We start from the raw sequence: 24,989 nt of genomic DNA, 5'->3' as shown, positions 1-24,989 counted from the left end.
TCGGCAGCGTCAGATGTGTATAAGAGACAGCGCCAAAGCCGGTGCCGCCCCCGCCGCGCCCAGCCCCGCACCATGTGATCCACCATAGCGTGCCGCCGCCGCGCCCGGCTCCGCCGCCGCCCAAGGCCACGCCGCCAGTACCGCAAACCCCGCCCGCGCCGCCGCTGCCGCCCGCCCCCTCGCTGGGCGAGGTCGACCAGTTCCGTCTCGCCATGCGCAACGCGGTGCAGGTCGTCGCCAACCAGGTGTATCCGCAGGCCGCGCAAATGGCGCATGAGGCCGGGCAGCCCGAGGTGAATTTCATCTATACCAACGGCACCGTCACCGGCATCTCGCTTGCCCGCTCCAGCGGCTACCCGCTGCTCGACGAGGCCGCGATGCAGGCCGCCCGCATCGCCCATTACCCGCCGCCGCCGCCGGGCTTCGCCGGGCGCAGCTATACCGTCACCGTCGTTGTCATCTTCCAGATGGCCGCGGCCAGCATCGACCAGGATTGAGCGCCGGGGAACCCCGGCCGCCCCGAAAAGGTGAACTGACATGCGCAAGCTTATCGCCGGCGGCCTTGCCGCCGTCATCGCCGTGATCGCCGCCATCGTGCTGTGGCCGACGCCGGACCGCGGCCTCGTGCTCTATACCGGTCTGGATTACGGCCCGGCGGTGGCCGCCGCCTTCACCAAGGAGACGGGCATCAAGGTCAGCGTCGTGCGGCTGGCCACGGGCAGCCTGCTGGCACGTATCGTGGCGCAGGGCGGGCATCCGGATTGGGACCTCGCCTGGTTCGACGGCGCCACCGCCGCCGCCGCACTCGACCAGCAACATCTGCTGGCCCGCAACCTGCCTGCCCCGGCTGGCCTGACCCCCACGGGGCAGTCCATGCTTAGCCCCGATGGCGCCTATATCCCCACCGGCTTCACCCTGGCGGGCGTGTTCATCTCCGACCCCACCCGCTTGCCCACCCCGCCCGCAAACTGGGATGATCTGACCCAACCCGCCTACAAGGGGCAGGTGGGAATGAACGACCCCTCAATCTCGGGTCCCACCTACCCGATGCTGGCGGGGATGCTCGACAACGCGGGCGGCTGGCCGCAGGGTCAGGGTTTCGTGCAGGCGCTGAAAGCCAATGGGCTGCATATGTTCGACAAGAACGACGCCACCCTCTCCGCCCTGCAGGCGCAGGCGGTCAGCCTCGCCATCGTGCAATCCTCGGCGGCGGTATTCTTCGCCGCGCAGCATCCGGGGCTGCGCATCACCGTGCCCAGCCCGGCCTATGTGCTGCCGAATGTGATGGTGGAAGCCACCGGGCTGCCTGCCAAGCGCGCGGCCGAGGCGGCCAAGTTCATGGCCTTCGTGATGCGCCCTGATATCCAGACCCTGCGCCAGACCCAGGGCGAGGCCGACGGCGAATACTGGCCCATCACCACCAATGCCCCGGCGCCGCTGCCCGGCCTGCCGGATCTCTCGCAAACCAAGACGGTGACACTCGACCCGGCGCTGTGGGGCGGGCTGGAGAGCACGATCAACGCCTGGTTCGCCAAGGTGATCACCGGCACATGAGGAGTCTGCGCCTTCTCGCGCTGGCGCTGCTGGCGTTCCTGTTCGCGTATCCGCTGGCGCGGCTGCTGGCCCTGCCCCTCGCGGGCGGCAGCCACGGCGCGGCGGATGCCCTGCCCGCCTTCATCAACTCCGCCGGTTTCGCGCTGCTGGTGGGGGCGATCGTGGCGCCGCTCGGCGCGGGGCTCGCGCAGGCGCTGGAAACCCGCGCGGGCGGCCTCGTGCGGGGGCTGGATCTCGGGTTGTGGCTGCTTTTCCTCACTCCCGGCTATGTGCTCACCACCGGCTGGCTGGTCATTCTCACCATCCCGGCGGTGCGCAATGGCTGGTTCGGCACGCTGTTCCTGGGGCCGGGAGGGCTCGTGTTCCTCTACACGCTCAAGGCCCTGCCCTTCGCGGTATTCGTGGCGCGCGGCACCTTCGCCAGCGCCAGCGCCAGCCTGCATGAGGCCGCGCTGGTGCTGGGCATCGCCCCCTGGCGGCGGCGCCTGCTCGATCTGCGTCTCGCGTTGCCGGCCATGGCCGCCGCCTTCACCATCGCCGCCATCGAAACGATGCAGGAATTCGGCATCCCCGCCACGCTCGGCGTAACCGCGAAAATTCCCATCCTGACCTACGCCATCTATGGGCGCCTAAACACCACGCCCACCGATTTCACCGGCGCGGCGATGCTGTGCTGGTGGCTGATCGGCAGCGCCGCGCTGCTGGCGGCGGGGCAAATGGCCGTGCAACGGCGCCACCAAGCGGCGCTGGTGCATGGCAAGGCCCGTCCGCCCATGCGCCACGCCCCCGCCGGGGCGGCGCGCTGGGCGCTGGGGCTCGCCGCCAGCCTGCTCTGGGGGCTGGGGCTGGCCGCCCCGCTGCTGGCGCTGGCGGCGGTCGCGGCGGGTAGCCAGGGCGCCGGCATGGCGGGGCTGGATGCGGTGACACGCTCGCTCGGCTACGGCGCGGTGGCGGCGACGCTGGCGCTTGGCGCCGGGATTGTGGTGCTGAAGCTGCAACAAGGGCGCTCGCTCTGGTTCACCGCCGGGATGCAGGGGCTGCTGGCCGCCAACATGGCCGTGCCGGGGCTGGTGCTGGGGGCGGGCTATGTCATCGCCTTCAATAATGATCTGCTGCCGCTTTACGGCACCGCGCTGCTGCTCATCATCGCCTACGCCGCCGGGGCGCTGCCGGCCTCGGTGCGGCTGCTCGGCACCGCCCTCGCCCAGTTCGACGGCAAGCTCGACGAGGCGGCACGGATCTTCGCGCTGCCGTTGCCGACCCGGCTGATCGACATCGAGGCCGCGCTGCTCGCCCGCCCCGGCCTGTATGCCTGGCTGCTGGTGGTGGCGGCGGTGATGTTCGAGCTGCCCGTGTCGGAACTACTCTATGTGCCAGGCGAGATGCCGCTCGGCGTCGCCATCGTCTCGGCTGACATGATGGCCCAATATGGCGCGGCGGCGCGGCTCGCGCTGCTGGGCATGGCGGCGATGGCCGGTCTGACCGTGGCGCTGACCATGGCGCTGCGCCTGGCCAGCGCGCCGCGCACGGCCGAACGGAGGGTGGCATGAGCCATAGCCTGCGTTTGACCGGCGCCAGCCGCCGCCTGGGCGGGCGCCCCGTGCTGCACGGCATCGACCTCGCCTTGCCCGCCGGCGCGTTCCTGGTGCTGGCCGGGGAGTCCGGCTCCGGCAAAACCACGATGCTGCGCATGATCGCCGGGCTGGACCGCGCCAATACCGGCACCGTCGAGATCAACGGCCGGGTGGTGGACGATGCCGCGCGCGTGTTCATCCCCGCCGAGCGCCGGGGCCTTGGCATGGTGTTCCAGGATTTCGCGCTATGGCCGCATCTGAGCTGCCGGGAGAACGTCGCCCTGGCCCTGCCCGCCGCCACGCCCAAGCGGGCAGAAGTGGCGCTGGCGCTGCTCGAGCGCATGGGCGTGGCGGCGATGGCGCAGCGGCGCCCGGCGGAGCTTTCCGGCGGGCAGCAGCAGCGCGTTGGCATCGCCCGCGCCTTGGCCGCCAAGCCCAGCCTACTGCTGCTGGATGAGCCGCTCTCCGCTCTGGACTTGGAGACCCGCGAGCGCCTGCGCGAGGAACTGCGCGAGAGCCTGCGCGCCGCCGGGGTGGGCGCCGTGCTGGTGAGCCACGACCCCGAGGATTGCTGGAAACTCGCCGACCAAGTGGCGGTGCTGGAGCAAGGCGTGATCCGCCAGGCCGGCACGCCGCAGGCATTGTGGGAAGCGCCCGCCTCGCCCTATATTGCGCGCTTCACCGGGGCGCATGGCGGCGTCAGCGTGCCGGTGGCCGATGGCGCGGTGCTGCTGGGCGGCCAGCCCCTGCCCCACCCCGGCGCTAGGCTGCGCGGGCCGCGAGCCCGGCTGTTCTGGCGCGATGATGCGATCCGCCCGGCGGCGCAAGGCATTCCGGCCGAGGCGATGGATTTGCGCTTCGAGGCGGGGCGCTATTGCGTGCGCTGGCGCATTGCAGGGCTGACACAGCCCCTGAGCGGCTACACCGCCGCGCCCGTGCCCCTCGGGGCGCACCACCTTGCCATCGATCCGGCAAGGATTTTTCTGTTCGACGATAGTGGAGATAATTGATTCATGACGGCCATACTCATCGCCACCTTTCTCACCGCCACAGTGGAATGGGTGGAAGCCTATACCATTATCCTGGCGGTGGCGCTGTCCATCGGCTGGCGCCGCGCGCTGGAGGCCGCGGGCACGGCGCTTCTCGCCCTGGCGGCGCTCACCGGGCTCGGCAGCTTCATCCTCACCCGCATCCATGATCTTGCCGTCATGCAGCTCGTCGTCGGCATCTTCCTCACACTGTTCGGCGTGCGCTGGCTGGGCAAGGCGGTGGCGCGCGGCGCCGGGCTGAAGAAGCTGCATGACGAAGACGCCGAGTTCGCCGCCCTGCGCGCGCGCTCGGAGATCCACGAGACCCGCGCCGCCTGGCTGATCGCCTTCAACGGCATGCTGCTCGAAGGGTTGGAGGTCTGGCTGATCGTGGTGGCGCTCGGCGTGCAGACGCATCACACGCTCGCGGCCAGCATTGCCGCGCTCGCCGCGCTCGCCGTGGTGGCCGCCGCCGGGGCGATGCTGCGCAAGCCGCTGGCGCGCGTGCCGGAAAACACGATCAAATTCACCGTCGGCGCGGCGGTGCTGAGCTTTGGCAGCTTCTGGGTGCTGGAATCGCTCGGCTATCGCTGGCCGCTGGGCGATGCCTCGCTGCTGGCGCTGTTCTCGTTCTTCCTGCTCGGCGGGCTGGCGCTCGTCCGGCTTTATGCTCCCAAGACCCGTGAAGTGAAGGTGATCTGATGCAAGGCTTCATCAAAACATTATTCGGCGACAAGCGCACCCTGGCCACGGCCGGGCTGGCCATTGGCACGGCGGTGGCGGTGTTGCACTCCCCGGCCCAGATGCTGGCGGGGCTGGCGCTGCCTGTCTGCCTGCTCGCCGGCGCCGCTTATCTGGCGCGCCACTAACGCGCCGAACCAAGGAGACTGAACGCGATGACGATGACCGGACAAAACCGCCGGAATTTCCTGCGCAGCACGGGCGGGCTCGCCGCCGCGTTCAGCCTTGGCGCCCCGGCCTGGGCGGCCGAAGCCACTCCGGACGTGCAAGGGCTGCGGCAGAAGATCGACCATATCGTCGTCATCTTTCAGGAAAACCGCAGCTTCGATCATTATTTCGCGACCTATCGGAACCCGCGTGGCGGCAGGACGGTGAATAATCTGCTCAACGCGGCGGGGGTGGTGGACCCGAAATTCACCAACATGCAGAAAAACCCGGAAGGCATCGCCTATAATTACCTGCCCCTGCCCGCCGACATTCCAGGCTTTCAGAATGCGGCGCTGGAAAACAAGCCCTTTCCCCTGAACCCTTATATCCCCGCCAGTGCCAATGTGCCCTGGGACCCCTCGCATAATTTCCACCGCATGTTCGCGCAGGTGGACAAGGGCCGGATGGATCAGTTCGTGGCGCTGGCCATGCACAACCCCAAAGCCCCGCCCGCCACCCCGGAACTGCTGACGGCGGATACGGCGCGGATCGCGTTCGAGCTTTCCAAACCTTCCGGCGCCGTGCTGGGATATTACGAACGCGCCGATATTCCGCATTATCACGCGCTGGCTGATGAGTACGTGCTGTTCGACAATTTCTTTCAGGCGATGTCCGGCGGCTCCACCGGCAATGCGCTGTATCTCGCGGCCGGGCGCAGCGCGCAATGGCAGGCCGCGCCCGACAAGCTAAAAATCGCGCAGACCCTGGCGCTGAGCGATCCGCCTTATGACGGCAAAGGCATATTGATAAACGACCTGCCGCCATTGCAGGGGCCGACCGAAACGGCCTATGCCAGCCTGAAGATCGCCCCGCCGCCGGAAGAGCAGACCTATCCCTCGATCGGCGACAGACTGAATGAGGCTGGCATTTCCTGGGCCTGGTACAACGAGAATTGGAACAGCGTGAAGCCCTGGGCGCTGAAGACCGCCTTCGGGCCGGGTGACGGCTCGGCGGTGGTCGATAGCGCCAATCTCTACGTGCCACATCATAATCCGTTTCAATATTACCCAAGCTGGGCCAGCAATGTTCGCGCAGGGCATATGCGCGATGCCGAGGATTTCGCGGCCGATGCGCAGAACGGCAAGCTGCCGCAAGTCAGCTTCATCAAGGCGACCGGGATCAACGACGAACACCCCGCCGATTCCGCGCCGCAATGGGGCGAAAGCTGGGTGATGAACATCTTGCGCCAGCTTGCCGCCAGCCCCGCCTGGAGCCGCACGGCTGTGATCATCACCTATGACGAGGGCGGCGGCTTCTGGGACCATGTGGCGCCGCCGCAGCCAGATGAATATGGCTGCGGCACGCGCATCCCGGCATTCCTGATCAGCCCCTATGCGCGGCGCGGCTATGTCGATCACAAATTCGGCGACACCACATCAGTGCTGGCGTTCATCAATGCCCGCTTCGGCTTCCAGCCGCTGGGGCCGCGCGACGCCAAGGCTTACGCGATGCTGGATGGGCTGGATTTCGCGCAAAAACCGCGCGCGCCAGCCTTCGGCTAAATAAACGCAAGCGGCCGCATCACCGCCCGGCGCTAACTTGGCTGATGCCGGGCGCGGGCGGCGGTGTGCGAGGGCAGTTCACCAAATGCCTCGGCATAATCGCGCGAAAACCGGCTGAGATGGTTGAAGCCCCAATGCAAGGCCAATGTGCTCACCGTTTCGCCAGGGCGCAGCCCGGCTTCCAGTGCCCGCCTCACGCCCTCCAGCCGGCGGCGTTTGACGTAGCCGAGCGGCGTGCAACCATACAGGGCGTGGAAGGTGTCGTAGAGTTTCTGGCGCGAGACGCCGGCCACCGCCTCAAGCTGGGCGAGGTCGATGGTCTCGCGCAGGCGCAGGGCCAGAAATTGCTCAACCCGCTGCATGGAGGCCGGCAGCCTGCCTCCCAGCGTATCGGATAGCCGGTCGGCGCAACTGCCTGGCTGGGCCATCAGCAGCCCCTTGATCAACGTCCGCTCGAAATCTGCCGCCAGGCCCGGCAGGTGCCAAAGCGGGCTGGTCCGGCCCCATCCGGTGAATGTCTGGTTGATCATCTGCCACCAGGCGGAAACCGCCGGGTCGCGCAGGTCCATGCCGGGGGCCAAAGCGACCTCCCTCCCCCGCGCCGGCCCCAGCAATTCCTCAGCCACGCGCGCCACCGCCGCTTGCGGGATGACGACCTGCAGCTTTTCACACTGAGCCGTCATTTCAAGGGCTTGCTCGGCTGAGGGAGAGATGATGACACCGCGCTGCGGCGTCGAGACGTGACGCTCCCCGCGCAATTGCAGGATCTGCTCGCCCGCTTGCGGCAGGCTGAGGCTGAACACCTTGAACGGCGCGTCGCGCTGCACGCCGATGGTGACGGCGGTGCCGTAGCCGATGCGCCCGATGACCGTGCCAAAGCCCGGAAAGCGCACGGCCTCATGCCGGAAGGCGACCGGCGACCGGCTACGCTGAAACAGCTCATGCGGCCCGCAGACGCGGTTCATCCAATGATGCGCCGCCTGCAGGTGATGATGGCTGATGGCGAATTCCTCAGTGCTCATCTGTCGCTCCCCAAGGGCCATTCTACCGAATTCCCCCAGGCTTTGGCTATCAGGAATATCTGGCGGCGGATACGAGCCCTAGAGGCACCGAAAAACCGGATAGGATTACGGAAGATCCGGATAGAGATGTGGGGACCGATATGGGCAAATCGGCGTGGATTTAGCGCGGAGATTGACCCCCATGACGACACGAACAATTAGCGAGTGGCAGGATTATGTGTCCGGCTGTGTGGATTTCCGGCCGGAGGACGGCGTGTACCGCGTGGCGCGGGCGATGTTCACCGAACCCGAGCTGTTTGAGCTCGAGATGGAGCATCTGTTTGAGAAAACGTGGATTTACGCCTGCCATGAGAGCGAGATCAGCGCCCCTAACAGCTTTATCACGATGCGCGCCGGGCGGCAGCCGCTGATCGTTACCCGCGGCGCGGGCGGCGAACTGCACGCGCTCGTCAATGCCTGCCAGCATCGCGGCGCCACACTCACCCGCGTCTGCAAGGGCCGCCAAGCCAGCTTCACCTGCCCGTTTCATGCCTGGACTTACAAAACCGACGGACGGCTGGTGAAGGTCAAGGCACCCTCGGAATATCCCGAGGGGTTCGATCTCTCCGCGCGCGGCCTGCGCAAGGCGCGCATCGCCAGCTATCGCGGCTTCGTGTTCATCAATCTCGATGTGGACGGCACTGAAAGCCTCGAGGACTACCTTGGCGACGCCAAAATTTTCCTCGACATGATGGTATGGCAATCCCCGACCGGGGAACTCGAGGTGCTGCCTGGGCGCTCGGCATATACCTTCGACGGCAACTGGAAATTACAGTGCGAAAACGGGCTGGACGGCTATCATGTCAGCACTGTGCATTTCAACTATGTCGCCACCGTGCAACGCCGGCGCGAGGTGGATATCGAACGTGGAGTGAGCGCGCAGACGCTCGACTACAGCAAGCTAGGCGCCGGCGATGTCGCCACGGATGATGGCTGGTTCTCCTTCAAGAACGGTCATTCCGTGCTGTTTTCGGAGATGCCGAATCCCGCCGTGCGGCCGGGCTATGCCAGCGTGATGCCGCGCCTTGTGGCCGAGCATGGCCAGGCCCGCGCCGAGTGGGCAATGCACAGGCTGCGCAACCTCAACCTCTACCCGAGCCTGTTCTTCATGGACCAGATCAGCTCACAGCTCCGCATCGTCCGGCCAATTGCCTGGAACAAAACCGAGATCATCAGCCAGTGCATCGGCGTGAAAGGAGAATCGGCGGCTGACCGCGAGAGCCGCATCCGCCAGTTCGAAGATTTCTTCAACGTATCCGGCCTTGGCACACCGGATGATCTCGTCGAATTCCGCGAGGCGCAGCGTGGGTTTCAGGCGCGGCTGGAGCGCTGGAATGATATCTCCCGTGGCGCGGAACGCTGGATCACCGGCGCCAACCGCAACAGCGAAACGCTCGGCATCGCCCCGGTGCTGACCGGCAGTGAGTTCACCCAGGAAGGGCTTTACGTCAACCAGCACGCGACCTGGCGGGAGAAGTTGCTCGCCGGTCTGGCGGGCAAGCAGGAGCAAATGGCATGAACACGCAAATTCATCACGAGGTCGAGCAATTCCTGTTCGCCAATGCCGCCCGCTGCGATGCGCAAGATTGGGATGGCTATCTCGAGGATTTCTCCCCGGAGGCGGAGTTTCATGTGCCGCAATGGGATTCGGAGCATGAATACACGCGCGACCCGAAGACAGGCATGTCGCTCATTTATTATCCGAACCGCACCGGATTGGAGGATCGTGTGTTCCGCATCCGCACTGGCAAATCCGCTGCCTCCACGCCGATGCCGCGCACCCTGCACTTGCTCAACAATCTGCGGGTGACGGAGCTGGACGGTGATCGTGTTGAGGCAGCCGTGAATTGGCACACATTATATTACCGGCTGGCCACCGCCGAACAGATGTTTGGGCGTGCCACCTATATTTTGGCCAAGCAGCCGCAGGGCTGGCGGATCTTGCGCAAGCATGCGCTGCTGCTGAACGATATGATCAACGCGGTGTTGGATTTCTACCATCTCTGACGCCTCCAGCGCGCAACAAACGCCAACCATCCTTCAAGGGCTTCCATCCGCGCTTCCAAGACATGGGCGGAGGCGGCCTCGGCCTTATCAAGCCCCAGAGACAGGCAGTGGCCGGTGATGAAAGCGGGGCATTCAGATACCACCGAGCGACGTGCCAGCGCCCGGAAGCGTGCCGGTGACGATCACCACGTAGTTCACGTTTGCGCCCATCCAGAGCTTGAACAGCTCAAATGCTCCACCCTGACGTTCAGAAATGGGGATCGGCTCGATTCCGTACTGTTCGACCGAACCAATTTTGTCGGTCGCCACAATGATGGCGGGAGAGGTCAAGGTCACCAGACAATCTTTCCCGCTGTTATCGCAAGGATAACGGCCCGTTTTTTGCCCGTGTGACTTTATTGTCATTGGCGCCGCGCTCCGGCGGGGTATGTCGCTGTTTTCCGGGCCGGCCGCAACGCCAAGTTGTCTCACCGTCAATGATCCATAATCCATTGTCAAATTCGAAAAATTCACTTTTAAGATGAAAATAATTCACGCAATACTGGCCAGCATGAAACTGTTACCCCTGACCGCGCTCCGCGCTTTCGATGCCGTGTTCCGCCACCGCGCCTTTCACGCGGCGGCGACGGAACTCAACGTCACCCCGTCCGCGATCAGCCACCAGATCCGCCATCTCGAAGAGTGGTTCGGAACGAACTTGATCGAGCGCAACGGCAGGCAGATCAAATTCACGCCGGGCGGCGCCGCCCTTGCGGGCACGTTGCGCCTCGCCTTCGCGGACATCGAGACCGCCTGCCAAGCCCTGCGCCGCAAAACCGCGAAACCGCAATTAACTGTGGCGGTCATTCCCTCGGTTGCGATCTGCTGGCTGATCCCGCGCCTGCCTTTATTCCGTGCCATCGCGCCCAACGTGGAACTCAAGATTATGTACGCGATCTTCGGCCAGGATCTGAATTACGAGGATATTGACCTCGCCATCATTTGCGCGCGCAGGAAGCCGGAGATTCCAGGCTTCGAGACAGCCGATTTTCTCTCCGGCGCCAGCGCGCCCGTATGCAGCCAGGCGTTTGCGCAGTTGCACCCTCACCTCAAGGAAGCAGCGGATATCGCGGCTTGCAGCCTGCTGCACGATACCGACACCTCAGGCTGGCGCAGCTGGTTAGGTGATGAATATCCGCCACAGGCGGAGGGGGCGGCTGACATCATCTTTGAGGATTTCAACCTGCTGCGCGTGGCCGTGCTCGCGGGCCAGGGCATCGCCCTCTGTCCTCCCGACCTGATCAGAGACGATTTGCAGGCCGGGCGTCTGGTCCAATTGTCAGAGCGGGTGGCGAAAAACCAGCTGAACTATTATGTGGTCCGACGCGCCGGAGCCGAACAAGAGCCGATCAACCTGCTCTTCAATTGGCTGCAAGACATGGCGCATCACGCCGGCTGAGAGCCTCAACCAGCACGGCCCAGCCCACCCGCGCGTTCGATGAACGCGGCGATCTCGGCCACGCCCAGTCCCGCCTTCACCTGCGCGAAAACAATCGGCCGCTCACCGCGCATGCGCTTGGCGTCACGGTCCATCACTTCCAGGCTCCCGCCCATCAGCGCGGTTTTGCCTCTGCCGAAAGGTCGCCGTCATCCAGCTCATCTTTCGTCACCTGCGGGAATGCCCTGCCATCGAGAGACGTGACTGGCCGCAACGACAAGACATTGCCGATACAAAGCGCCTCGGCGTCGTTAAGGTCCGTGAGCGTCACCCGCGCCTCGCAAACCTTCCCCGCCTCCAGCAACATGGCGCGGCGAATGCCGGGCAGCGCGCCGTCGGCAACTGGCGGCGTCAGCCATTGTCCGCGCAACCTGACGAATAGGCTGGCGGCGCTCGTCTCCGCCACGCGCCCGGCCCGGTTGAGCAGCAATGCGTCGTCGGCACCGCGTTCGGCGGCTTCCATCCGTGCCAGCACGTTCGGCAGATAATTCAGACTCTTGATGGCGCTGAGCGGCGAATCCTCATCACGCCGGATGGTGCTGGTGAGCAGCCGCACCGCGCCTCCCGGCGGCGGCAACGGCGCGGCGGTGAGCAGCAGCGTGGGCGAAATATCAGCGGGCGGCAGCAGCCCGCGCGGCCCCGCCCCGCGGGTCAGAGTAAAGCGCAGCGCCGCGCTGGCGAGAGCATTAGCGCGCAGAACCTCACTCACCGCTTCGGCAAGCGCGTCGCGGCTCAGCGTCACGGGCAGGCGCAACAGGGCCGCTCCCGCGCAGAGGCGCTGATAATGCCGCTTCAGCTCAGGCACCCGGCCCGCCTCCGCCGCCATGGTTTCAAACAGCCCATCGCCAAGCAGAAACCCGCGATCCGAGGGCGCGATCCGCGCTTCCTCCTCATTCAGCAACGCGCCATTCAGCCAGAGTTTCATTGGCCCAATGCCAGCAAGGGAGAGATTTTCACCATGGCTTCCTCATACTCGGATTCCCATGCGCTGTCCCAGGTGATACCGCCGCCCGCCTGGGCGTAGAGCAAATCCGCGGTGGCGGTCAGCGTGCGGATGATGATGGCGCTGTCCATGGCGCCGTCAAAGCCAATCCAGGCCAGCGCGCCGCAATAGGCGCCGCGCGGCCCGGCCTCCAGCTCATCGATAATTTCCATCGCCCGGTGCTTGGGCGCGCCGGTGATCGAGCCGCCCGGCAGGGTCGCCGCGAGCAGATCGAACGCGTCCAGCCCCTGGCGCAGCCGGCCGGTCACGGCCGACACCAGATGATGCGCCTGGGCATAGCTTTCCACGCTCCACAACTCGGGCACGCGCACGGAGCCAATCTCGCAGACCTTGCCAAGATCGTTGCGAAGCAAATCGGTGATCATCAGGTTTTCAGCGCGCTCCTTCGGGTTGGCGCGCAGCGCTGCCGCGGCTTGCGCGTCAGCCTGCGGCTCGGCGCGGCGGGCGATAGTGCCTTTGATCGGCCGGGTCTCCACCTGGCCGTCAGGCCGCAGGCGCAGAAAGCGCTCGGGCGAGGCGCAAGCCAAACCGAACGCGCCGGTGTCGAGACAAACACCGAACGGCGCGGGGCTCAGGCGCCGCAAGGCCTGATGCAAAGCGGCCAAGCGCAACCCTGGAGGACGCGGCGCGGTAAAGCGCAGCGTGAGATTGGCCTGATACACATCCCCCGCCGCGATATAAGCCCGCAACGCCTCGTGGCGCTGCCGGTAGAGGGGGCGGTCCATCTCGGCTGTCCACGCCAGTTTGGGTAAGGGCGGCAGCGCCGGGGCGTTGCGCAGCCGGGCGGAGACATCGGCAAGGCCCTCGGCCGGGCCAAGGTAAACCAGTTCACGGCGGGCGAGGTCAAAGCCGAGGATCTGCTTATACAGCCCGAACCAGCCACCCGGCAGCCCTGGCATGGGGGTGAAGCGGCTTGGCACTCCGGCTGTCTGCCGGGCCAGATCATATCCAATCCACCCGACCGCCCCCCCGGCAAAAGGGAATGGCCAGTTCGCCGGGCGCGGCGGGTGGTCAAACCCCGCCATCCAGTCGCGCAATTTCGCGTAGGGGTCAGCCTCAAGCCGCAACTCGGCGTGAGGTGACAAACAAAGATAGCTCACCCGCGCTCTGGGGTCGTTGTCAGCCGCGCTATCGAGAAACGCGAGGTTGGGGGTGTCGCTAAAGGCGGCGAGCGCCGTCTCGGGGGAAATAAAGGGAAGATGGGCTGCGATCATAACGTGGCTCTTCAAAACGCGACCGTGGCCCGCAGCCCGGCCACCAATTCGTCGGCCAGGTGCCGCCGGGGCGCGGCTGGGTCCGGGATGCCGCCGCCCGGATTGACGACATATTGCACATCCGGTTGCAACATCAGCCAGGGCGTGGCCTGGGCCTGATAGGAGGCCTCCAGCAAGGTCTCGGTGCCGCCAGAGCTGAGATGAGCGATGCCGACATCAACCCCCGCGCTGTCATTCGGCCGCGCGGCAAACGGCGCGGCCAGGGTGATGCCGCCATTCAGGCCGAAATCCACCGGGTTGCGGTCCCCCGGCGCCCCCATCACACGGATGAAAACGCCGAGACTATGCCCGCCTTTGCTCCACAATGTCTGGTCCGCCACCGCGTAAAGGCTGGCATTGCCGCGATGCGTCACGTCGCTCTGGCGCGGGTCCGCGAATGACGCGGAATCGTACCAGAAGCCGATTTTATAGGTGCCGGGCAAACCGCCCGGCGCACATTGATGCTGAATTTCGGCAATGAAGAGCGCCCCATTATCCAGGCTGAAGCGCCCGCCACGCGGATCCATCGCCTGGGCATCGCCCTTGAAGGCTCCACCGCCTGGATCGTCGTCGAACACCCCGCCGAGCAGCGTGGTGTGCCCCAGCGCGGCGCGCAGCCTGACGCCCAGCGCGGCGAGCGGATAAACCGGCCCGCCGCCATAAAGATCATAGGATGGAATCACCGGCCATCCGGCCATGGTATTAACGAACAGCCCCGAGCCCTGGCTGACCATGAATTCGCTGTCGAGGCTCTGCTGGCCAAGCTTCACGTCCAGCGCGCTGAACGCCTGGTCATACCAGGCCTCCCACAGCCGCGTGCTGTCCTCCGCCTCGGTGCCGCTCGCGGTCTGAATGTTATCGAGATAAGAGGGCGAGAGTGGCTGGCCGTGGATCTGCAAAGCCGAGATATGCAGCGTGCCCCCCGGCAGATGCAGCGCCTTGGCGGCATCCACGTCGAGCGTGGTGGTGGTCACGCCCTGGAGCGTGGCGCCCTGCTTAACGCCCCCAGAGCCCACGCCTAGCAGGGTTTCGGTATCGCTCACGCCCAGCGCGATGCCATCATGCGCGGCAGGCCAAGCCTTGGCGGCAGCGGGCAGAGCGGCGCAAAGCAGCAGCGCCAGAGCAGTTGGGGTCGGCAAAAACACGCGTCATCTCCTCCGGTGGCGCGGCGCGCCACCGGCATCGGGTCTGGCTCGGCCTCAGCCCTTCACGGGGTAGGTGAAGGTGAAGCTCTCGGTGAAGGGCGCCCACCAGGGCGGAATACCCGTGGCGGCATCGGTATGGCGGTAATAGCCGTTCACCGAGGGCGGCTGGAAGGTGTAGGTCACATGATATTTGCCCGGACCGTCCATCGCGAGGCTGTCGGCATAATGCGGGCCGTCATTCGCGGACATCGGCAGCAGCACGCCCTTGTGGCTCCAGTTCGTGCCCTCCTTGGTCAGCACATAGCCAATCGTCACATACGGGATCCAGGCCTGATCTGGATACCCCCAGCGATTATTGGCGGTGGCGTGCAAGTCAACCTCCAGGTGGATCGTGTCCGCCCCCATCGGCATGTCGGGCGGCATGGGCGCCATCTGGATGCCGAGCAGGTAGGAGGAGACGATCTCCATGTCGTTCTGATAATCCGGCCCGCCGACATAATATTCCTTGGCCTGGGCGGCGCTGGCGATCAGGGCCAGCGCGGATGAATAGGCGATGATTTTACGCATGGGTCTTGAGCTCTCCTGGTTATGAAACGCGGCGGGGGCGGCTGGCCCGGTGGGACAGCGCGAGCAAGGTGGCGAGGGTGACCGCCCAGGCGAGAAGCTGGACACCCATCGGGCGATCGGAATAACCGAGCAGGGCCTCGGCGGCCTTGCCGGCGATGGAGCCGGTGGACAGCAGCCAGGAGGTATTCCAAAGCTGATAGCCAAGGGCGGGGATGTAATCGTCATTGGCCAGCAGCGCGGCGGCCTGCCCGGCCATGCCCGCCGCCAGCAGGGCGATGAGTGCCGAGGTGACGCCGAACAGCCGCTTCACCGGGATCGCCAGCAAGCCGCGATACAGCGTCCAGGACACCGCGCCACCCGCCGCCACGCCGAGTGCCCCGCCGCCGATGAGCGCCGCCGCCCCCAGCCGCGCCGCTGTGGCGATGCCATAGAGAAACAGCGCGACCTCGGAGCCTTCGCGCAGAATGGCGATGGCAATGACCACGGCCATGGCCAGCATGGTGCGCTCACCGGCCACGACCTCGGCGCCCATATCGCGCATTTGCGCCGCCATCTCGCGGCCATGCCTGGCCATCCAGGCCGAATGCCAGCCCAGCATCACCACCGCGAAACTCAGGATGGCGGCGTTGAACACATCCTGCCCGTTACCGGCGAAGGCGGTGGAGAGCGCACCAAGCCCGGCGGCCACCAGCCCTGCCCCGGCCAGCCCGGCGAGCACGCCGCCCCAGAGATATGGCGCGCGGCGCGGGATCTCGGCCGTGGCGGCGAGCACGATGCCGACGATCAGCCCGGCTTCCAGCACTTCACGGAAAACGATGATGAAGCTGGCCAGCATTACTTCGCCTCCACCAGGCCGTTGGCGGTTTCGGGGTGGTAGTCGTCGTAGAATTTATACGTGCCCGGGCTGAGCGGCCCGGCCATCACTGAGATCGTCTGCCCTGGCATGACGATCTTCTCCACCCGCAAGTCTGGGCTCTCGAACTCGTCGGGTGTGTCATCATGGCTGGTGACCAGCAGCTTGAAGCGTTGCCCAGCCGGAACCTCGATATGGTCCGGTGTGAAATGGTGACTGGCGAGCACGAGGGTCTGCGGGTCCGCCAGGGCTGGCAGCGCAGGCAATGCCGCCAACAGGCCGAGCGCCGCCCGTCTGAGAAATATACGCTGCGCCATGGCGCGGATGCTCCTTCACATTATTGCAAATAATTTTCATTTGCGATAATAGCGTCGCTAATGCAAATCACTCGCAAGTGCAAGCGCCTTTTTTCGCTGCCATCAAAACAGGAACTCATCCATGACCCTCGGCCTTGAGATCGCCAACGCCCTCGACCCCTACCGCGTGCCGTCCTCCTGGCTGCTGGCGCTGTACAACCGCGATTTCACGATCGCCCTGCAACCCTGGCAATTCCTAATCCGTGCCGCGCATGTGCTGATGGTATCGCTGTTTTTCGGCGCGATCGCGGTGCTGGATTTAAGGCTGCTCGGCCTCGCGCCAGAGCTGCCCCTGCGCCCATTGCTCAAACTCGTCTTGCCCAGCGTCTATGTCTCGCTGGGCCTGACCATGCTCACCGGCTTCGCGCTGTTCTTTTATGACCCCGTGGCCGTTGGCAGCCATGATTGGCTGACGCCGAAGCTGCTGTTCATCGCCCTCGGCTTCGTCAACGCCATCTGGTTCAACTGGCGCTATCTGCCCGCCCAGCTTGTATCCACCAGCGGCCTCACCACCGCCGGGAAACTAGCCGCCGCGGCCTCGCTGGCGCTATGGGCGCTGGCAATTCTGTGCGCCTGCCTCAACGCCGAACCACCCCCGCGCCTGTATCTGGGCAGCTGACGGGCTCCGCAAAGCGCCATCCGCCGAGAGCCATGGGCCTGACGGCTTTTGCCGCCTCTGAGGCGGGTTCCGGGCGATCTTTGGCGCTCAGGCCGGCCGCCAAGTAATTTCGGCAAACGTGCCATATCCATGCGGAAACCGCACCAGCGGCACCTTGGTAGCCCAACATGGCGACACGGCTGATCATCCAGCGAAAATACCGGCATGGTCAGACTTTGCGTCGATGCTGTCGACCGATGCCTGCTTCGTCCAGTTGATTTTATGTGTACGGTATGTATGCATATCACATGCAATACATCTGGCAGGAGTTCTCCCCCCTCTAAATGCGGCCGCGACCGGCTAACGAATGAGGCCTGAGTTCTTCGGTAAAACAAGCGCATCGCGCCATATGCTGACAACAATCTGGAGGAAACATGGAATACGACTACGACATTATCATCATTGGCGGCGGTGGCGGCGGGATGACGGCGGCGTTGTTTGCCCACGCGGCCGGAGCCAAGGTGATGATTTTAGAAGCCGACAAAAAGCTCGGCGGCGCCACCCAGTATTCTGAAGGCGTGGTCTATGCCGCAGGAACCAGCGTACAACGCGCTCAGGGCATTGAGGATTCGGCCCAGGCCATGTTCGACTACATCATGACGCTGAATGCCTGGCAGACCCGGCCAGACATCATCCGGTTATTTGCCGAGCGTAGCGCCATGACCATTGAATGGCTGATCAGCCTGGGCGCGAAATATGAATGGGTGGTAAAATCCGGCGTCGACACAGTGCCGCGCGGGCATTGCACGGTGGGCGCAGGCGCCGAGATCGCGCGCCTGCTGAGCGAGGCCGTGGGCGGCCAGGGCATCGAGACCGTGCTGGCAACGCGGGTGGACAGCCTGATCGAGGAAAATGGCGCCATTGTCGGCGTACGGGCGAGCGGGGCTGAGCTGCGTTCGAAGGCCGTGATCATCACGACCGGCGGGTTCGGCAATAGCCCCGGCATGCGCGCGAAATATTTCCCCTCTGTCGCCCAACATGGCGATATCGTTTACGCTGTGCATAATTTCGCGCCCTTCATCCTCGGGGATGGCATCAAGCTGGGCGAAGCCGTCGGCGCAGCCGTAACCGGGCATGACACCGGGCTGATGCTGCCCTCCGCGGCGCTGATCCCCAATGCCGTCGAGGCATTCCTGCCGCCATGGACGATGCTCGTGAACGACGAAGGCCGCCGCTTCATGCCGGAGAACTCGCCCTACGCGGTCTCCGGTTACCTGATCAATGAGCAGACGCGCTCACATGCCTGGGCGATCTTCGACGAGAAGACGATGATCGAAGGCAGCCAGGACAAGCGCTTTTCCGACCCGTATCATACCGGCGCGGAATCGCAGACTTGGGATGAGGCACTGATCCGCAAACACGCGGCCACCGGCAAGATTAAGACCGCGCCAACGCTGGAGGCGCTGGCCGATCAGCTGAATATCGACCGCTTCGCCCTGGCCGAGACCATGCGCCGCTACAATGAAGACGCGCATGCCGGGCAGGACAGCGAGTGGCAGAAAGTGTCGCCCAAATATTTTCCGCTGGAAAACGGGCCGTTCTACGCCGTGGAGGTGCGCGCCTCCGTCATCGGCCAGACCAGTGCCGGGCTGGACATCGATACGCAAGGTCGCGTGCGCGATATTCACGGCCGCCCCCTCCCTGGTCTGTACGCGGCTGGCGAGGTGCTCGGCTGCGTGCAGGGCAAGCGCTACTCCGGCGGTGGTATGGGCGTTGGCAATGCGCTCACCTTCGGGCGCTTGGCTGGCGAGGAAGCCGCGAAATACGCTGCTTCCAAAGCCTCCTAACGAGTATGTAAAATGCGATACGCCGGCAGCCTGTTGGTTGCCGGCGTTATTCGCGAATAATTTTCTGCGCCGTTGATTCTGGGGCGGTTGGACGAGATTAAAATGCGCGCCCCATGCTAGCAACGCCCGGCTTTACACGCCAAGGCGGTCTCACCCGGCTACCCAGACACCCCGCTGATATCCGCTCTCAGAACTGAACGCGCTTGGTGTAGCCGCCGTCGATCACAAGATTTGTGCCTGTGATGTATGATGCGGCCGGGCTGGCCAGGAACGCCACCGCCTTGGCCACGTCTTCCGGCGCGCCGAACCGGCCCATCGGCACCTGAGCGAGCTGCGCATCGTAGAGCTGTGGCATTGCTGCCTTGATGCCGTCCCAATTACCGCCTGGATAAGTAATCGGGCCCGGGCAAACCATATTAACCCGTACGCCCTGCGGCGCCCAAGCCTGCGAGAGTTGCTTGCCATAAGTAATGATGGCCGCCTTGACGGCGTTAAAGGCCTGCGGAATGAGGAATGTCTCCACTGCGGCCGTGCTGGTCATCAGCACCACAGCGCCGGCACTGGATTTGGCGAGATATGGCTGCAATGTCTCGCAACCATCCACCGCGCCCAGCATGTCGAGATCGAAGCTCTGCTGCCAATCCTGCGTCGCCCCATTGCCTGAGGAGCTAATACTGTGGACAAAAATATCCACGCCGCCGAGTTTCTCCGCCATGTTCATCAGCATGGCCTTGTAGCCGTCGCGGTTTTCCCAGGTAAACGGCTCGGCGACAACTTTGCTGCCATGTCTGGCGAGCGCGGCCGCGTGCGCCTTGAGCGCTTCGGCGTTACGCGAAAACATACCGACATCCGCACCTTCGCGTGCGAACAACTCGGTAATGGCCCTGCTTATGCCGCGCGTGGCACCACCGATGATCAGCTTCTTGCCCTTTAATTCGAGATCCAAAGCACTCTCCTCCAAAATGTTGATTATGGTTATTGCGCCATATTACTTGCGGATCATATGATATGCTAGCATATCACATATAGCTGTTCCATAACAACATCGTTCGGAGGAAAAATGGCTCGTCTTGATGGCAAGGTTGCAATTGTGACTGGCGGTGCACGCGGCCTGGGGGGAGCCACGGTGGATGTGCTCGCGGAAGAGGGCGCGACTGTTCTGATCGCCGATGTGATCGACGAAGCGGGGGAAGCCCGGGCCACCGCGCTGCGCGCTAAAGGGCATAAGGCCGAGTATCATCACCTCGACGTCCGGGACGCCGACGCCTGGGCGGCTCTCGTCGATACCGCGATGCATGCGCATGGCCATCTTGACGTGCTAGTGAATAATGCCGGGATCAATATTTCCATCACCATCGAGGATGCGACGGCCCAACAATTCCGCGACGTGCTGGAGGTCAATCTGATCGGCGCGTTCCTCGGCACGAAGGCCGTCATCCCGGCAATGCGCTCCAGCGGCGGCGGCTCGATCATCAACATTGCCTCTAATTCAACGCAGATGGTGCTGCCGCTGACGACGATTTACGGCGCATCCAAATCCGCGCTGGCCAACCTGACCAAGACCACCGCGGTGCATTGCGCTCAGCGTGGCTATAACATCCGCGTCAATTCCGTTCATCCCGGCGCGCATGAGACGGAAATGCTCACCGGCGGCACCGGCATGCGGCCGCTCGATATCCCGCAGGTGAAGGCATTAATCGATGCAATCCCGATGGGCCGGATGGGCCAGCCGCGCGAACTGGGCAAGGTTGTCGCGTTTCTTGCCTCGGATGACTCAAGCTACATGACCACGTCGGAACTGTTTAGTGACGGCGGGCTGACGGTCGTTTCTTTTGGCGGTGACCCCGCTTTGCGAGGGTAGCGCCCCCACTAAGCCAGCAGACGCTCGCGGACACGCGCGAGCGTCTGCTCATCGAGCTTCAGCGCTTCGCGAAGATACCCGCCGACACTGCCATGCGCGGCCTCAACCGCCGCGAACATCGTCTCGATATACGCGGTGTCCGCACGCATCAGCGGCTTCCATTTCTCGATCTCGTCGGGCGGTAGCAGGTCTGTCCCGTAATCGCGCATTACCGCCATCAGCCCCTGCTCCAGAAACAGATCCGTCAGTGCGTAATCCTCCGCGATTTCGGCCCTCGTCACGCCGATCCAGTCGAGCAGCAGCGCCGTCGCCGTACCAGTTCTGTCCTTGCCCGCCGTACAATGAAACAGCAAAGGTAACAGTCCATCGGCAATACGGCGAAACAACTCCGCGAAGCTCTCAGCATGCTGGAACGCCATTTCACGATAGAGATCCAGCATCATCTCGCGCGATTTTTCGGCGGAAGCCTCAGCGCCACTCATCGCCTGCAGCAGATTACCCGGGGCAATGTCGTGATCCCGGGCCCAAAGTTCGACTTCGGCCGGCAAACGGGACGGCCGATGCGCACGCTCGCCGTTGGTGCGGAAATCGCATACAACGCGGATGCCAAGCTCCGTGACGACCCGCAAGTCTTCGTCGGTAAGGCGCGCCAAGGATCCCGCGCGGTAAACCAAGCCGGTGGCCACCTTACGGCCATCCCGCGTGGCGTAACCGCCAATATCACGGACATTATGCGCCCCGGCAAGGCGCACGAAACGGGCTTCAGTTCCAGGCATGGTACTCGTCATTAACTACTCCCCTTCCCCGCCACCGGCACACCGCCGCTCAGCTTATCGTGGCGGCGCAACGGTCCAGTACGACCTCATTACGTTGCACGGCAATGGCGCGGAAGCGCAGCTGGGCTGCGCCTTCCTCGAAGAATTCAAAGCGGATGGTTTCACCCGGCAATACCGGTTTGGAAAAGCGCACGAACATGCCTCGGAATTTGGCTACGTCGTTGCCGCAGTAATGAGCCAGAATGGCGCGGGTGGCCAAGCCATTCGTGCACAACCCGTGTAGGATCGGCATCGGGAAGCCAGCCTTGCGGGCAATTTTCGGGTCGGCATGCAGCGGGTTCCAGTCGCCACTCAGACGGTAGATTAGCGCTTGGCGCGGCAGGGTGGCGATCTCGACCACCTTGTCCGCCGCCCTCTCGGGCAGCGCCGCGGCGGGAACGATCTTCTCGCCAAACCCGCCCTCACCGCCATTGCCACGCAAGAACAACGTGGAACGCACGGTGGCGTAGGTCTCGCCGGTCTGTGCGTCCGTCAGGGTCTTCTCCTGATGCAACAAGGCGCCACGCCCCTCGCCCTTATCCTCGATACCAGCCACCTTGTAATGGCCGCTGATCGCGCCCGTGCCAGGCAGCGGCTTGTGGATCACAAAATCCTGCTCGGCGTGCAGGATCTTCACCCAGTCGATCCCGAACTCTGGCCGCTGCGCCCAAAACCCCGGATGGCAAAGATTATTGGCAAAGGACGGCACGCAGCGCAGTTGGTCCTCGTAGACAAACGGCAACTCGGCGTCATCCAGCGGGTCCGCGCCATAGCCAAGCCCGAGGGCATACAGGATCGTATCGCGCTTGTCGTAGCTCTGCTCAATCGGTGCGATCGACAACGCCCGGATTTTTTCGATGTCCATGAAATGTGCCCCTCTCTCCTACGGCGGCCTGGTCGAGGCCAGCTGCTAATGTCGTTTGCAACCATATTATATGCTCGCACACGACACCGCAAGCTGCTACAACATGCTTGAAATTCGACGAGGAGGATCTGAATGCCCGCCGTGACCGGCCCGTTCTGCCAAAACGCCTTTATCGTTCCAGATCTCGACGCCGCCGTGGAGTACTGGACCAGCACTCTGGGAGTTGGCCCCTTCTTTCGCTTTCCACCGCTGGTCTTTTCAGAGGGCACGCTACATGGCCAGCCGTGCATCCCCAGCTTCAAGGCCGCCATCGCCTATTCCGGCGACCTGATGATCGAGCTGATCGAACCGGCGGGCCCCTCTATCTTCCAGGAATTTCTCGACGCTGGCGGTACCGGCGTGCACCACAACTGCGTGATCGCCGAGGATTTCGAGGCTGGCGTCGCACGGCTTACATCGCGTGGCGGTGAGGTGATCCAGTCGCAAACCGTCGCGGACGGCTCGCGTATCGCCTATGTTCAGATGCACGACCCAGTGCCTGTCATCATCGAGGTGGCGTATCTGATGCCTGCGGCCCGGGGCTTGTTCACCATCATCCGTGAAGCCGGCGCCACCTGGGATGGGTCGACGCCATATCTTGCCCTCTGATCCGAGCGGCCAACGCCAACCGGCAACAAGGCCCGTAAAGTTCGGAGTGCAAAGAACCGCATGAGACCCCGCCCATCGGAACCACGCGCAGTGTCGCGGACCGTATCACAAACAGAAACCGTGGTGGGAAACGGTTCGTCCAGCTTGGCAAAATGCGCGTCGGTCGCCTCCCTATCCATCACTGCGATGTCGGCGCTTGGCGTACAGCGCATCGCGCCATCTGACGTCTCAAAATGCCGGATCGTTTACGTCCTAATTTTTTGTTTTGCTCGATAGGTATGCTAGAATACGACCTTGACAGTTAGACCAGCCCACCGCAAGCTCCAACCAGAATTCACAGCCGCGGCACCACCATGCGCTCGGAAACACCAACAGCGCGCCGCCAAGAGTGCCATCGGGGAGAAACCATGAGCAGCAATGTTACCCTTGCCTACCCGCATGAAGGCGTGGCCCTCGTAACCGTCGGTGACGGCGGCGCGCCGGCACACACCGTAACCTGCGCGACGGTCTCGCATTTGGCCGACACGCTGGAGAAAGCAATGGCGGAGGGCGCGCGCGTTATCGTCCTCGCCTCATCGGTCGAAGGGCACTGGCTCGAACACGCTTATCTGGAAGATATTCGCCAACTGGTCATGGGCAACGCCGCCACCGGCGATCCGGCTGGGTGGTTCCGCTCGCTGCAGGCGCTCAACCGCGGCGGCGCCGTCACCATCGCGGCCATAAATGGCGACACCTCCGGTGGCGGCTGTGAACTCGGCTGGGCTTGCGATCTGCGCGTGGCAGAGGAACAGGCACGCTTCAGCCAGCCCGAAGTGATCATCGGGGCCGGCACCGGCATTGGTGGCACATCGCGCCTGATGCGCCTGATCGGCCGCACCGTAACGGCCGAAGTAGTGCTGACCGGCCTGCCGCTGACCGCGCGGCGCCTATACGAACTGGGCGGACTAAACCGCCTGGCCCCTAAGGGCAAAGCGGTGGAAGAGGCGCTGAATCTTGCCCGCCATATCGCCACCCTGCCGCCGCAATCCGTGGCCGGCATGAAGAAGATGTTAGCCGAGGCGGAAGATCTCAATCAGAGTCAAGGTATCGAGAACGATCAGAAAATCAGCCAGACATTGTTCGCCAATGCGGACAGCATGAGGCGCATGGGGGAGATCCAATCGCGGTTTAATGCGGGTGAAACCATGGACCAGATTTATTGGCCCTGAGAAGGACACAACATGAAGACCGTCGAGAACAAGGCTGCCATTGTCATCGGCGCAGCCGGCAGAAACAACATGGGACAAACCATCGCGCGCCGCCTCGCGCAGGAAGGCGCGAGGGTCTGCGTGGTCGGCCGGCATGAGGATGTGCTGAAGGAAATCGCCAGCGAAATCGGTGGCACATACGCGCTCGCCGACATCAGCAAAAAGGCCGAAGTATTTGCCGCGGTACGCAAGGCCAAGGCGGATTTCGGCAAGCTCGATATCGGCGTGAACGCGACCGGCTGGGGCCTCCTCAAGCCGACGGAGGACACAACCGAAGATGATCTGGAGCGGATGCTGGCCGTCCAGTTCAAGGGGCCGTTCTTTTTTATTCAGGCTTTGCTCGAGGCGATGCCGGGAGGAGGCTCGATCATTCAGATCTCATCCGCAACCGCAACCATCCAGCTCGAAAATCACGCCGCCTATATGGGCACTAAGGCGGGCATCGATCATGTCATTCGAACAGTGGCGAATGAGTTTGGGCATCGCGGTATCCGCGCCAACTCGATCTCACCCGGCATCACCGACACACCAATGGCCGGCGGATCTTTCGCGCTGCCAGGATTCGTCGACGCATTCGCCAAGGAATATCCGCTGGGGCGTGTTGGCACCAAGGACGATATCGCCGCCGCGGTATTGTGGCTCGCCTCGGATGAGTGTTTCATGAGCGGACAAAATCTGCAGGTGAATGGCGGCCTCACCCTACGTCGCAACCCAACCATGGCGGAGATGGGAGACGTGTTCGCGACCGCCACCGCGCATCTGACGACATGATCTGACCCA

At 64.0% G+C, this 24,989-nt stretch carries 28 protein-coding genes and 1 pseudogene; 16 read left to right on the top strand and 13 right to left on the bottom strand.

The features are described from left to right. Positions 1–214: pseudogene (locus tag LI953_RS12580) on the bottom strand (hypothetical protein); the annotation flags it as partial. On the opposite strand from LI953_RS12580, the gene LI953_RS12575 reads away from it, so the two are divergent. Genes LI953_RS12575 through LI953_RS12545 form a run of 7 tightly spaced genes read left to right on the top strand, consistent with a single transcriptional unit; the run spans position 213 to position 6,606 of the window. Then, entirely contained in the window at positions 213–497 is a 285-nt protein-coding gene (locus tag LI953_RS12575; protein ID WP_227076438.1) for an energy transducer TonB, read from the top strand. The pseudogene LI953_RS12580 and the gene LI953_RS12575 sit on opposite strands and share 2 nt — an antisense overlap. Positions 498–537: 40 nt before the next feature. Further along, positions 538–1,554, top strand: a complete 1,017-nt coding sequence (locus LI953_RS12570) for an ABC transporter substrate-binding protein (protein ID WP_227076437.1) — start codon at positions 538–540, stop codon at positions 1,552–1,554. Then, positions 1,551–3,104, top strand: coding sequence for an iron ABC transporter permease (locus LI953_RS12565; RefSeq protein ID WP_227076436.1), 1,554 nt, complete (start codon positions 1,551–1,553; stop codon positions 3,102–3,104). Before LI953_RS12570 ends, LI953_RS12565 begins: the two co-directional genes overlap by 4 nt. Then, positions 3,101–4,138, top strand: a complete 1,038-nt coding sequence (locus tag LI953_RS12560; protein WP_227076435.1) for an ABC transporter ATP-binding protein — start codon at positions 3,101–3,103, stop codon at positions 4,136–4,138. Before LI953_RS12565 ends, LI953_RS12560 begins: the two co-directional genes overlap by 4 nt. Positions 4,139–4,141: 3 nt before the next feature. Next, the gene (locus LI953_RS12555) at positions 4,142–4,858 is read left to right on the top strand and encodes a hypothetical protein (protein ID WP_227076434.1); all 717 of its coding nucleotides are present in this window, start codon (positions 4,142–4,144) and stop codon (positions 4,856–4,858) included. After that, positions 4,858–5,025, top strand: coding sequence for a hypothetical protein (locus LI953_RS12550; protein WP_227076433.1), 168 nt, complete (start codon positions 4,858–4,860; stop codon positions 5,023–5,025). The genes LI953_RS12555 and LI953_RS12550 overlap by 1 nt, the downstream gene beginning before the upstream one ends. Before the next feature lie 27 nt (positions 5,026–5,052). Continuing rightward, positions 5,053–6,606 carry a phospholipase C gene (locus LI953_RS12545; protein WP_227076432.1) on the top strand — a complete coding sequence of 518 codons (1,554 nt, stop codon included), beginning with the start codon at positions 5,053–5,055 and terminating at the stop codon, positions 6,604–6,606. Between the two features lie 32 nt (positions 6,607–6,638). Here the strand turns inward: LI953_RS12545 and LI953_RS12540 are convergent, their stop codons facing one another. Then, positions 6,639–7,628: an AraC family transcriptional regulator gene (locus tag LI953_RS12540; RefSeq protein ID WP_227076431.1), complete on the bottom strand. Its 990-nt coding sequence runs from the start codon at positions 7,626–7,628 to the stop codon at positions 6,639–6,641. A 181-nt stretch (positions 7,629–7,809) separates the two neighbouring features. Between LI953_RS12540 and antA the strand changes: the two genes are divergently transcribed. Together antA and antB are read left to right on the top strand one after the other, a co-directional pair. Continuing rightward, positions 7,810–9,186 carry an anthranilate 1,2-dioxygenase large subunit gene (gene antA, locus LI953_RS12535; protein WP_227076430.1) on the top strand — a complete coding sequence of 459 codons (1,377 nt, stop codon included), beginning with the start codon at positions 7,810–7,812 and terminating at the stop codon, positions 9,184–9,186. Continuing rightward, positions 9,183–9,674, top strand: a complete 492-nt coding sequence (antB, locus tag LI953_RS12530) for an anthranilate 1,2-dioxygenase small subunit (protein ID WP_227076429.1) — start codon at positions 9,183–9,185, stop codon at positions 9,672–9,674. Before antA ends, antB begins: the two co-directional genes overlap by 4 nt. Positions 9,675–9,806: 132 nt before the next feature. On the opposite strand, the gene LI953_RS12525 is transcribed toward antB, so the two are convergent. Further along, positions 9,807–10,187 (bottom strand): cytosine permease, encoded by a 381-nt coding sequence (locus LI953_RS12525; protein WP_227076428.1) that lies wholly within the window; start codon positions 10,185–10,187, stop codon positions 9,807–9,809. A gap of 37 nt (positions 10,188–10,224) precedes the next feature. Between LI953_RS12525 and LI953_RS12520 the strand changes: the two genes are divergently transcribed. Then, positions 10,225–11,112: a LysR substrate-binding domain-containing protein gene (locus tag LI953_RS12520; protein ID WP_227076427.1), complete on the top strand. Its 888-nt coding sequence runs from the start codon at positions 10,225–10,227 to the stop codon at positions 11,110–11,112. A gap of 5 nt (positions 11,113–11,117) precedes the next feature. Here LI953_RS12520 and LI953_RS12515 read toward each other — a convergent pair whose 3' ends face one another. From LI953_RS12515 to LI953_RS12485, 7 genes are read right to left on the bottom strand one after another with little or no spacing between them, the layout of a single operon-like run. Further along, entirely contained in the window at positions 11,118–11,246 is a 129-nt protein-coding gene (locus LI953_RS12515; protein ID WP_370635803.1) for a hypothetical protein, read from the bottom strand. Positions 11,247–11,266: 20 nt separating this feature from the next. Continuing rightward, positions 11,267–12,076, bottom strand: coding sequence for an aminotransferase class IV (locus LI953_RS12510; RefSeq protein WP_227076426.1), 810 nt, complete (start codon positions 12,074–12,076; stop codon positions 11,267–11,269). Beyond that, on the bottom strand, positions 12,073–13,368 hold the full coding sequence (locus LI953_RS12505) for an anthranilate synthase component I family protein (RefSeq protein ID WP_227076425.1): 1,296 nt from the start codon (positions 13,366–13,368) through the stop codon (positions 12,073–12,075). The genes LI953_RS12510 and LI953_RS12505 overlap by 4 nt, the downstream gene beginning before the upstream one ends. Before the next feature lie 11 nt (positions 13,369–13,379). Next, the gene (locus LI953_RS12500) at positions 13,380–14,552 is read right to left on the bottom strand and encodes a carbohydrate porin (protein WP_227076424.1); all 1,173 of its coding nucleotides are present in this window, start codon (positions 14,550–14,552) and stop codon (positions 13,380–13,382) included. A 54-nt stretch (positions 14,553–14,606) separates the two neighbouring features. Beyond that, a complete protein-coding gene (locus LI953_RS12495; RefSeq protein ID WP_227076423.1) occupies positions 14,607–15,119 on the bottom strand; it encodes an iron transporter in 513 nt (170 codons plus the stop codon). Between the two features lie 19 nt (positions 15,120–15,138). Further along, a complete protein-coding gene (locus tag LI953_RS12490; RefSeq protein ID WP_227076422.1) occupies positions 15,139–15,954 on the bottom strand; it encodes an FTR1 family protein in 816 nt (271 codons plus the stop codon). Further along, positions 15,954–16,289 carry a cupredoxin domain-containing protein gene (locus tag LI953_RS12485; RefSeq protein WP_227076421.1) on the bottom strand — a complete coding sequence of 112 codons (336 nt, stop codon included), beginning with the start codon at positions 16,287–16,289 and terminating at the stop codon, positions 15,954–15,956. Before LI953_RS12485 ends, LI953_RS12490 begins: the two co-directional genes overlap by 1 nt. A gap of 121 nt (positions 16,290–16,410) precedes the next feature. Here LI953_RS12485 and LI953_RS12480 point away from each other — a divergent pair, with 121 nt between their 5' ends. Further along, positions 16,411–16,947, top strand: coding sequence for a hypothetical protein (locus LI953_RS12480; RefSeq protein ID WP_227076420.1), 537 nt, complete (start codon positions 16,411–16,413; stop codon positions 16,945–16,947). 413 nt (positions 16,948–17,360) lie between these two features. After that, on the top strand, positions 17,361–18,773 hold the full coding sequence (locus LI953_RS12475) for an FAD-dependent oxidoreductase (RefSeq protein WP_227076419.1): 1,413 nt from the start codon (positions 17,361–17,363) through the stop codon (positions 18,771–18,773). Between the two features lie 187 nt (positions 18,774–18,960). On the opposite strand, the gene LI953_RS12470 is transcribed toward LI953_RS12475, so the two are convergent. Continuing rightward, positions 18,961–19,719, bottom strand: coding sequence for an SDR family NAD(P)-dependent oxidoreductase (locus tag LI953_RS12470; RefSeq protein ID WP_227076418.1), 759 nt, complete (start codon positions 19,717–19,719; stop codon positions 18,961–18,963). A 114-nt stretch (positions 19,720–19,833) separates the two neighbouring features. On the opposite strand from LI953_RS12470, the gene LI953_RS12465 reads away from it, so the two are divergent. Next, complete coding sequence (locus LI953_RS12465) at positions 19,834–20,634, top strand: SDR family NAD(P)-dependent oxidoreductase (RefSeq protein ID WP_227076417.1); 801 nt, start codon at positions 19,834–19,836, stop codon at positions 20,632–20,634. Between the two features lie 8 nt (positions 20,635–20,642). Here the strand turns inward: LI953_RS12465 and LI953_RS12460 are convergent, their stop codons facing one another. Both LI953_RS12460 and LI953_RS12455 read right to left on the bottom strand, forming a co-directional pair. Next, positions 20,643–21,422, bottom strand: a complete 780-nt coding sequence (locus tag LI953_RS12460; protein ID WP_227076416.1) for a tyrosine-protein phosphatase — start codon at positions 21,420–21,422, stop codon at positions 20,643–20,645. 37 nt (positions 21,423–21,459) lie between these two features. Next, complete coding sequence (locus tag LI953_RS12455; protein ID WP_227076415.1) at positions 21,460–22,314, bottom strand: MaoC/PaaZ C-terminal domain-containing protein; 855 nt, start codon at positions 22,312–22,314, stop codon at positions 21,460–21,462. A gap of 132 nt (positions 22,315–22,446) precedes the next feature. On the opposite strand from LI953_RS12455, the gene LI953_RS12450 reads away from it, so the two are divergent. The 3 genes from LI953_RS12450 to LI953_RS12440 all read left to right on the top strand — a co-directional run bounded on the left by LI953_RS12450 (position 22,447) and on the right by LI953_RS12440 (position 24,980). Further along, on the top strand, positions 22,447–22,962 hold the full coding sequence (locus tag LI953_RS12450; RefSeq protein ID WP_227076414.1) for a VOC family protein: 516 nt from the start codon (positions 22,447–22,449) through the stop codon (positions 22,960–22,962). A gap of 407 nt (positions 22,963–23,369) precedes the next feature. Beyond that, positions 23,370–24,170 carry an enoyl-CoA hydratase/isomerase family protein gene (locus LI953_RS12445; RefSeq protein ID WP_227076413.1) on the top strand — a complete coding sequence of 267 codons (801 nt, stop codon included), beginning with the start codon at positions 23,370–23,372 and terminating at the stop codon, positions 24,168–24,170. Positions 24,171–24,182: 12 nt separating this feature from the next. Next, positions 24,183–24,980, top strand: coding sequence for an SDR family NAD(P)-dependent oxidoreductase (locus LI953_RS12440; RefSeq protein ID WP_227076412.1), 798 nt, complete (start codon positions 24,183–24,185; stop codon positions 24,978–24,980). Positions 24,981–24,989 lie beyond the last annotated feature (9 nt).

The sequence above is a fragment of the Acidocella sp. KAb 2-4 genome, from assembly GCF_020567705.1.
GTDB lineage: Bacteria > Pseudomonadota > Alphaproteobacteria > Acetobacterales > Acetobacteraceae > Acidocella.
This window is presented reverse-complemented; position numbering and strand designations above follow the sequence as displayed.